General features: G+C 37.0%; 4 protein-coding genes. 3 read left to right on the top strand and 1 reads right to left on the bottom strand.

From position 1 onward, the window contains the following. Positions 1–242: 242 nt before the first annotated feature. Entirely contained in the window at positions 243–1,598 is a 1,356-nt protein-coding gene (locus tag V7127_RS23065) for an arsenic transporter (RefSeq protein ID WP_335490132.1), read from the bottom strand. Positions 1,599–1,897: 299 nt separating this feature from the next. Between V7127_RS23065 and V7127_RS23070 the strand changes: the two genes are divergently transcribed. From V7127_RS23070 to yhaM, 3 genes are all read left to right on the top strand, one after another. Beyond that, the gene (locus V7127_RS23070) at positions 1,898–3,118 is read left to right on the top strand and encodes a metallophosphoesterase family protein (RefSeq protein WP_335490135.1); all 1,221 of its coding nucleotides are present in this window, start codon (positions 1,898–1,900) and stop codon (positions 3,116–3,118) included. 11 nt (positions 3,119–3,129) lie between these two features. Further along, positions 3,130–5,928 carry an ATP-binding protein gene (locus V7127_RS23075; protein ID WP_335490138.1) on the top strand — a complete coding sequence of 933 codons (2,799 nt, stop codon included), beginning with the start codon at positions 3,130–3,132 and terminating at the stop codon, positions 5,926–5,928. 302 nt (positions 5,929–6,230) lie between these two features. Further along, positions 6,231–7,175 carry a 3'-5' exoribonuclease YhaM gene (gene yhaM, locus V7127_RS23080; protein ID WP_335344878.1) on the top strand — a complete coding sequence of 315 codons (945 nt, stop codon included), beginning with the start codon at positions 6,231–6,233 and terminating at the stop codon, positions 7,173–7,175. Positions 7,176–7,405: the final 230 nt, after the last annotated feature.

Genomic DNA, 7,405 nt, shown 5'->3' on the forward strand with positions numbered 1-7,405 from the left:
CAGGACAAGGAAAGCTTCGTCAGCGACACATCGCACGACCAAAAGTGAAGCTTTTGGGAGGACGTCGCGTTTTTGTCGACCTCGAGGTCACAAGCCAATCCTCCCAGAAAGGTAAAGGGTAACCCTTCCGAGAGGCTCGTCTTGTGCTTGTCGGGGGTGATCGCTAAGGAAAGCTCCTAAGAATAATCATCGCAGGAACAATCTGTCTTTTGATTGTTCCGAAGGCGCTTCTGCATTTCTCCTTATGCAAACACCATCTGCACCCAGTAGTAGAGAAGAAACAATGTAACGATTGTAGAGATTGGAATGACAAGGATGGATACACTAAGATAGTCCTTCCATTTTATTTTAATTTTATATTTCCTCAATATATGCATCCAAATGAGGGAAGCGAGTGTCCCGATTGGCAGTAATAAGGATCCCATATCGCTGCCAATAATATTAGCTAAATAAATGGTCTTTAATGTAATCGCATCTAGTCCCATTTCAGTCAAAGTAATGGTCCCGATCATTAATGCTGGATGGTTATTAAATATGTTGGAAAGGATGGAAACGAGTCCGCCCATTATAAAGCTTGCTTGAAACAATCCTCTATTTACAATTGGTTCAAAAGTTTGAACGAGTAATTCTGTAAGCCCCACATTATTAAGCCCATAAATGATCACATACATTGAAAAAGCAAATATGAGAATATGCCATGGTGTTTTCTTTATGATATCTACTGGATTTGTTCCTAAATGATACCATCTCCACATAAGCAAGCCGAGTGATCCTAATACAGCGACTAATTCAATCGGAATAGCTAAATAGGATGCAACGAAAAGCAAGCAGCGCATGACGAAAACAAATAATAATACTTTTATCATTAGTTTTGTTCTCTTCTTTTTCGTTTCAACAGATAGTGACTTTTTTAGAGGATGAAAATGCTTTGTGAAAAAAACCTCGTCTATTTCATCCTTTGTGGCCGGCAATTGCTTTGGAAGCTTCTTCTTTAAAACTAGAAACATAATCGTTGCCATAAATAATAATCCCAATGTCGCTGGTACAAACATCATGGCCGTATGCATATATAACGACATGTCTATAATTTTTAAAGCTATTAAATTGACAATATTACTTACGCCGATTGGTGCACTAGATGCAGTAGCGATTAAAGCTCCACTCAATAAATAGGGGATCATTTGATGTGGTTTTAGCCGTAGATTTCTAAGAAGGATGATTAATAGAGGAGTGGTAATTAGGATGCTGCCATCATTATTAAATAATAGTGTCATTAAGAAACATAGTAATTGAATATACCAATATAGCCTATAGCCAGAACCCCTTGATAAATTTGCAAGTCTGGCAGCTGCCCAGTGAAAAAATCCAAAGCTTTCTAGTATGACAGCCATGACAATGGTTGCCATAATCGTAATTGAGGCACCGCCAATTTTATCTATAATATCGAGAATGTTTGCTTTTGATACAATCCCTGTAAGTAAAATAATCAGGGCTCCAACAGAAGCTGGCCACGCCTCATTTAACCCTTTTGGTCTCCAAAAAATGACTAACATTGTGACAATAAAGACAAATATAGTCATACCAATTTCGAAAGTCATGTTATTTCTCTCCTTATACTCGAAAGGACATCTACCCTGCGTGTCCTATATACCATATTTATATTCATCCTAATGAAGCGGGATATGGACAAACATCCATTTTAGTCAAAAAGTATGTTTATCCATATAAGCAAGATGCCTACAGAGGATAGGAGACTATGTAGGCAAATCTTGTTAATAGCGGAGAAATTTAAAGAAAGAATAGTCTTTGATCTTATCTAAAATGTTTAGATTGTAAGAACGTGCATTCGTATTTAGAATAGGGTAAAATTAGGGGAAAAAGATCGAGAGGTTATCAAATGAAAAAGGTGACATTTATCCATGCTGCAGATTTGCATTTGGATAGTCCAATGATCGGGTTAATGAACTTGCCCCAGAAAATATTTAGTAAACTTCAAAACAGCACTTTTGAGGCATTAAAGACAGTTATAGACAATGCCTTAATCCATCAAGTGGATTTTGTCATTATTGCAGGTGATTTATTTGATGGGGAGAATCGCAGTATTCGTGCCCAGATTAGATTTCGTAAAGAAATGGAGCGCCTGAAGGAAAAAAATATTCCTGTGTATGTTGTTCATGGAAATCATGACCATATGGAAGGAAATTGGACACATCTAGCCATGCCAAATAATGTCCACATTTTCTCTCATGAGATAGAGGGAGTCAGGTTTGTTAAGAATGAAAATGTGTCTGTCCATCTTTATGGATTCAGCTATCCTAGAAGGCATGTGTACGATAAAATGATCAATCATTATAAAAAGAAACAGGGAGCGGATTTTCATATTGGGATTATCCATGGTCATTTGGAAGGGAATAACGAACACGATAAATATGCCCCTTTTTCGATCAAGGATTTACTTGATAAGGAATTTGACTATTGGGCTCTTGGCCACATACATAAACGCCAAACCTTGCATACATATCCTCCAGTTATTTACTCAGGAAATGTTCAAGGAAGGAATCGAAAGGAGACAGGGAGTAAGGGCTGTTACTTAGTTCAATTAACAGAGGAAGAGGCGGAGCTGCAGTTTATTGAAACTTCAGCAGTTCTTTGGGAGGAAGTGAAAGTAGATGTCTCCAAGGCTTCATCATTTCAAGAGATATATGATATTTGCAAAAGTCTAATGCAGGAGATTAGGGTAGAAAATAAAGGAACCATTGTATCGTTGGACTTAAATGATGTTAATCTGCCAAAACAGGATATGAGTAGCATAACGAATGGGGATTTATTAGCTGCTTTGCAGGAAGATGAATGGGAAGAAGAGGCGTTTGTTTGGGTTTCTAGCTTAACAATAAATGAAAAAGCCGATTGGACTCGAGAGCAATTGGCAAATGAATCGGAATTTTACGCGGAGCTTTTTATGACAGCAGACCAATATGACATCTTAGACAGCAGCATTTCAACTTTATTTAGTCATCCAGATGCAAGAAGGCTTCTGCACAGCATATCAGATGAGGAGAAAAGTGAGATTGCCAAAGAGGCAGAGAGACTATTAGTTAATATGTTATATAAGCAATAGGAGGTGATTGGATGAAAATTAAGGATATCCATATTTATGGTTTTGGGAAATTTACAGATTTGAAAATGACAAATATGCATGAGTTTCAAGTTCTATTTGGAGAAAATGAGGCGGGGAAGTCAACGATTATGTCATTTATTCATAGTATTTTATTTGGATTCCCAACGAAGCTTCAATCAGAGCTGAGATATGAACCAAAAGAGGGCACAAAATACGGCGGCAGGATGACTGTAGATATAGACGAAAAAGGGATCGTGATCATAGAAAGGGTTAAAGGGAAAGCCTCGGGAGATGTAAATGTGATGCTTGAGGATGGAACTAGGGGAGGAGAAGAGCTTCTTAGAGACCTTCTACATCGTGTTGATAAAACCTTATTTCAATCGATTTTTTCATTTAATATACATGGTATTCAAAATGCACATCATATAAAAGGAGAAGATCTAGGGAAATTCCTCTTTTCGGCTGGAGCTTTAGGAACAGATCAGCTTGTTCGTGCTGAAAATTCATTGCAAAAGGAAATGGATGGCCGATTTAAACCAAATGGCAAAAAACCATACTTAAATGAAAAGCTTAGAGAGCTAAAGCATCTGCGCAGTGAATTAAAAAAGGCAGAGCAGCAAAATGAGCATTATTGGAAACTCAAAAGTGAAAAAGAACGTTTAGAAAAAGAACTGACAGATACACAAGCAGAACAAGCCCTGCTCCATTCGATGAAACTAAAATTAGAAGCCTGGATGCAAATTCAGCCGCTCAAGCTAGAGGAAATGGCCATTTTAGAGGAATTAAAGGAGTATGAGGATATTCAATTTCCTATTGATGGTCTTTCAAAATTAGAACGAATTGAAGAACTGATGAAGCCATTGGAAGGGCAAATTTCTAGCCTTACCGATCGGCTGTCTGTTTTAGCGGAGGAGCTTAGAAGTAACATACCTGATATCAATCTGCTAGGTCAGGAGCATGAAATCATTAAGGCTGTCGAAAGCCTGTTATTATATGAAAGGCTTGAACACGAAGAAAAGGAACTGCAAGAAAGGTGTGCACAGCTAAAGGACGAAGAATTAAGTGTAAGAGAAAAGCTTCATTTAACCATTGAAGATAAAGATCTAATCTCTATTAATACAAGTGTCTTTATGAAGGAAAAAGTCAAAAACGCTCAGGAAAAATATCGGCGGCTCGATTTGAAAAAAATTGACCTTGATGAAAGATTTAATAATGAAAAGCAGATGCTTGAGGAAATCGAAGATAAAATAAAGGAGTATGAAAAAAAGCTTCAGTCTGAAACAGAAATAAAAACTTTGGAAGAAAACATTCGGAGAAAAAGAGTTCAAGAAAGGACTCAATTCACAATATTTTCGATACTTTTTTCCGTCTTGATTGCTTGGGGGATATTCGAATCAACACTACCAATCATTTTGCTTGGTGTCATTGGACTTGTTTTTTCAATTTATCTGTTTAATAAGAAATCGGCAAATGCGGATCATGACATTGTTAAAGACAGGAATCAATTAGGACAGCTGACTCAGTTCAAAGTTCAATGGACAGAAAGAAATGCTCAATATGAAAGGGTATTATTGGACTATGAAACTTGGGAAAATGAAATGGCTAAGGCTGAAAGGGAAATGATCGAACTTGGAAAAGGCTTATTTTTGCCTAGAGAAATTTCCCTTGCCTATTTATCTGATGCCTTTGAGCTAATCGAACAGCTAAAAAAGCTTTATCGTGAAAAGAAAATGGCTATTGATAGGCATCAATTAATTACAGCAAAAATTAATGAAATCGTTGAAGCTATCGAGCATCAATGTAATGAGTTTTTAGGATTGACTTATTCGAGCATTCAAGAAATGGCATATACGTTAAGAAAACGATTAAAGGAAGAAATCGAAAAGAATATGGCTTATGAAGGAAGAAAGAAAAAGTTTAATGAACTAAAGGAAGAAAGACAGAAAAATCAGCTAGAATGGAATCATTTCAAACGGAAAAAAGAAGAGCTATTTCAACAAGCATTTGTAACAACTGAAAAGTCTTTCCGGGAAACTGGAAAACTTGATGAGAGGAAACGGACGCTCGAGGAACAATTGCTTCATTTACAGAGGCAGTTAAAGATTGCCATGTTAAATGAACAGGAAATGGAATCTTTTCGGGAAATTGCTGATTTAGATGAACGAATATACAGCAATACAACAAAGCATAAAATGCATGAAGAAAATATTCCTATATTGCAAAGCGACATCGCAAAGGTAAAATATGAAATTCAATTGTTAGAAGAAGGAGGCACTTATGCTGATTTATTACATTTATATAAGCATAAGCAGTCAGAATTAGACATAGGGGCACGTGAATGGGCCAAATTTGCTCTGGCAAAGGATATGTTAAATCATACGATTGAACGATTTAAAAATGAGAGACTTCCGAAAATGCTTGAAAAAGCAGAGGAAAATCTGAAGTATTTAACAGATGGCAGATACATAAAAATCTTTCCAAAACAAGAGGGAAGCGGATTCCTTATACAAAGGAAGGATCAGCAATTATTTGAAGCCAATGAGCTAAGCCAAGCAACGGCCGAACAGGTTTATGTGTCATTAAGGCTTGCTTTAGCAGTTACCATTTATGGAAAGTTCTCTTTTCCTATCATTATTGATGACAGCTTTGTTAATTTTGACCAACATCGAACAAAGAAAGTTATTCAATTGCTTAAGCAATTAAACGGGCGCCAGGTTCTGTTTTTTACTTGCCATCAGCATTTATTAACCTATTTCTCAGATGAGCAGATCGTTGAAGTTGGTAAAGAGATGGGAATGCCAATAAAGTGAAACTTCAATCAGTGGGGGTCTGATGTACAGGTCTTGCTAATCCTACAAAGACATTAGGACATGGCTTTAATTGAGTTGACCATCATCCCCTACTGATTGTTAGTTGAACCAATCGGGCCTTTACGGGCTGTTGATCCTCCACATAGAAATTTTCGTTTTATCAACTTCTATTCATTAAGGGTCTTACAGCCCGTTAATCTGCGATAAACTGAAAGGGAATCAATGGGTTATCCATCGATTTCTGTTAGACTCTTATCTGTCTATGATATACTATTTTAATAGAAAGGAGCGTTGGACCACTTATGTCAAAAGGAATTGTCTATTACGAAGTTGGTGAACAGATCGAACTTTTTTTATTGATAAAAAATGCAACAAAAGGAATTGCAAGTAATGGAAAGCCTTTTTTAACCCTTATTTTTCAAGATCAGAGTGGAGAAATAGAGGCGAAGCTTTGGGATGTGTCTGACGGTGATGAAAAGATCTATATGCCGGAGACCATTGTTAAAGTTTCGGGTGATATATTAAACTATCGGGGGCGTAATCAGCTCAGAATTAGACAAATACGCCCAGCCTCCTCAAGTGATTCTGTTAAACTGGCTGATTTTCTTGAAACAGCCCCTTTAAGTACTGACGAAATGATTAGTAAAATCACTCAATACATTTTTGAAATGCAAAATCCAAATCTCCAGAGAATTACGCGTCATTTATTAAAAAAGCATCAGCAGGCATTTTTGGAATATCCGGCAGCAACGAAAAATCATCATGAATTTGTTTCAGGATTAGCTTATCATGTAGTTTCTATGCTTGATTTAGCAAAAGCGATAGCGGGCCTTTATCCAAGTCTGGATAAAGATCTATTATACTCGGGAATTATTCTCCATGACTTAGGAAAGGTCATTGAGCTATCTGGCCCAATTTCAACCGTTTATACGATAGAAGGAAATTTACTTGGCCACATAACGATCATGGTTAACGAAATTGGCAAAGCAGCAGAAGAGCTATCCATTACAGGAGAAGAAGTTCTTATTCTGCAGCATTTAGTCCTTTCCCATCACGGAAAGGCAGAATGGGGAAGCCCTAAGCCTCCGCTCATAAAAGAGGCGGAAATTCTTCATTATATTGATAATCTAGACGCTAAAATGAATATGCTTGACCGTGCGCTTGAACGGGTAAAACCAGGTGAATTTACTGAAAGAGTCTTCGCACTTGATAATAGATCATTTTATAAACCTGCTTTCCATAAATAATAATAAAATCGTCCTCCATATTTGGCAGGACGATTTTTTGCTGTTTATTCATATTTCTATTTGAAAAACATAAATATTTTATAAAAGAGTGGACAACCATTCAAATAGAAAAGCGTAAGCGCCTTCGGAACAATCAAAGGACAATTGTTCCTGCGATGATTATTCGCAGAAGCTATCCTTTGTGTCCACCCCCGACAAGCACAAGATAAGACTCTCGGAAAGGTGAGCTC

The organism is Bacillus sp. JJ1773 (assembly GCF_036962035.1).
Classification (GTDB): domain Bacteria; phylum Bacillota; class Bacilli; order Bacillales; family Cytobacillaceae; genus Cytobacillus.